Origin of the sequence: Flavobacterium laiguense (assembly GCF_003097655.1) — a bacterium.
GTDB classification, from domain to species: Bacteria; Bacteroidota; Bacteroidia; order Flavobacteriales; family Flavobacteriaceae; genus Flavobacterium; species Flavobacterium laiguense.
The window spans coordinates 1-2,520 of record NZ_QCZH01000049.1; the positions used below are offsets into that span (position 1 = coordinate 1).

At 31.9% G+C, this 2,520-nt stretch carries 2 protein-coding genes; both read right to left on the reverse strand.

Translation table 11 applies throughout. The annotated features are described in order from the left end of the window. Positions 1 to 154 precede the first annotated feature (154 nt). Positions 155 to 1,168 (reverse strand): transglutaminase family protein, encoded by a 1,014-nt coding sequence (locus DB891_RS17345; protein ID WP_223256135.1) that lies wholly within the window; start codon positions 1,166 to 1,168, stop codon positions 155 to 157. A gap of 186 nt (positions 1,169 to 1,354) precedes the next feature. Continuing rightward, the gene (locus tag DB891_RS17350; RefSeq protein ID WP_262497843.1) at positions 1,355 to 2,434 is read right to left on the reverse strand and encodes an SDR family oxidoreductase; all 1,080 of its coding nucleotides are present in this window, start codon (positions 2,432 to 2,434) and stop codon (positions 1,355 to 1,357) included. Positions 2,435 to 2,520: the final 86 nt, after the last annotated feature.

The following is a 2,520-nucleotide window of genomic DNA, read 5'->3' on the forward strand; positions in this document are numbered from 1 at the left end:
TAGTTCACCTCTGTTTTCCTTTGAATAAATTTAGTGTTTTATCAAATACAAAGTAAAGGCGGATAGCCCGACAGCATAAAGAAAAGGAGCCAACTCATCATAGCGGTGAGTCGGCTCCTTTTCTTTATGATGGCACTCCCTAATATTTCTTATTTTATTCTAATGTTAAAGCTCCCAATATTTCCTCGGACATAAATGGACCGCCTGGATATTTTGCCGTGTAATCAAGGTTTAGCCAAACCTGACCACGTTCGTCAATGTGATAATTAAGTTGTTTTTTATAGCTTTCTTGGGCAAATAGAACATTCTTTATCAAATAATTCACATTCTCGAGATCTTTCATAGAACCGATGCAAATTTCGGGATAAATATGCCCTTTGGTATGAATCAGTCTGGGAGTTCCACCAATGGCTTTAATACTTGCGGCCATTAATATGGAATGATCGTCACAATCTCCCGAAAAATAAAGCAGTGATTCGGATGCAGTTGCTATGTAATCGTTGTCTTTTGGATCATTTACGTAATTCCAACGGTTATTTATTTCTTTGAATACGGCAAAACATTGAATTATATTTCTGTAATCGGAATAACCCCTTATGTTTTTGAAATGTCTTGAAGTGGCAAAAACGGCAAAGTTCCGAACCTTTGGATTTTCATATTCTATTGCTTTTTTGATTTGTGTCTTATTTGGAAAAGGCAATAACTTGGCAATAATAATATCTTGGGGATACGGATTATTATTCATTGAATACAGCATGGAATTGTAATCATCGAAAACACTATTGAAATTAAAATTTCCAAATAAACTACCATAAATCAAGACCAGAAAATAAAGAATAATACAAATGATTATGATGGTTCGCAAGGAATACAAAGTGTAATGAATAACAGCCAAAAGAACTATAAAAAGTATAATTCTATCCAAACTAAAAAACCAATTCGGATTGATTAAATTTTCATGAAATATTATAAAAAGTGGAATGGTGATTAAAATGCTCAAAACAAAAATCACAAAACTATCCCAAGGTTTTTTCAACTGAAACCGCCATGAAGAAATTCTCTTCCCATAAAAATTTAAAAGCGGTTCCTGACTACCAGATTTTAAATGCTTTTTAGGAAGGAACTTGGTTTTTACGGTTTGAAAATTAGTTTTGTTAAGTTGTATCATAATACCCAAAAGTAGGGAACTGTATTGCTTTTAGTAAAAGTACTTTTTTTTATCTATACTTTCTAGCTCAAATTATTGATTTAAGATATTGTTTAACATTTTTTTTAGACGCTAAGTTTCTTAGATACTAAGCATCTAAGACTCCCAGTATCTTAGCTTCTTAGAAACTTAGCATCTCTAAAGAAACTACACATTAATATCCTTGAAATCATTTAATATGGCATAGCGAATCATGTTGGTAAACGCTTCATGATCCAATTTTGGAATTTCGAGAATTGAATTTAACAAAGTAGTGTCATATTCGTTGGCATTGGTTATAAAATAAGGCTTTAGATGCTTTCCGATACTTTCGTAATACAATTTTTCGATGGTGTTTTTGTATTTAAAATCCAAGGTGTTTTGTATTAAAGTAAAATTGGTATAACCAACCTCTTTCATAATCAACTGTAAGCCTTTTACAATATTGAAGCTTTTGTCGTTTACAATATTAAGTTGTTCGATGTCATCTCGCTCAAACGTGTTTACAATCACTTTGGCTACGTAATCAACCGGTATGATGTTCAAACCTGTTTCTTCATTGATGATAAAACGAACATTCTCTTGTTCACCTTTTCGTTGAGAAGTGAAGTGAAAGAATTTTGCCAAAAGATAAAAAACCATATATTTTGGAATGAAATAGTTGTTTTCTTTCCCAAGCATTTTTCCTCCAATAACGCTCGGACGCAGAATCTGAAAAGGCAATCCCAATGCTTTACATTCTTGGGCAATAAAGTTTTCTGAATGAAATTTGGCATCCTCATAAGCATTGCGATGCTCTGGGGTAAAATCTAAATTATGAAAATCATTATCGATTAGTCCGTTTCGAACTCCAGATGAAAAAGCGGTACCGATATAAATGAACTTTTTTATAAAGGGATGGAAAATAGAAAATAACGTTTTGGTTATTTTTGCATTTTCGGCAAAAATTTTCTCTTTCAAGGCTTCATCCGTAGATAGGTTAACGTATCCCGCAGAATGAATAAAATACCCTCCTTTTATTTTTTCTGAAAAAGTATCCTTTATAGAAGCCAAATCGATATCAATAATTTCTAGATATTCGTGAAGTTTTTTAAGTCCTTTGTCTTTAAGTATATTTGGAGTATAGCTGCTTGACAACAATTCGTTTATACGATCCAGAGCCGTATTGTTTCCTTTATTTCGAGCAATGATATAAAGTTTGTCATTATTGTTGTTTTTTATAAAAAGTTCTAGAATTTCATACATAATATGAGATCCTAAGCAATTGGAATAAAATAATGTCGTATTTTATTGTTTATGCGTAATAATAGTTGTACATTTATCTCATTATGAGA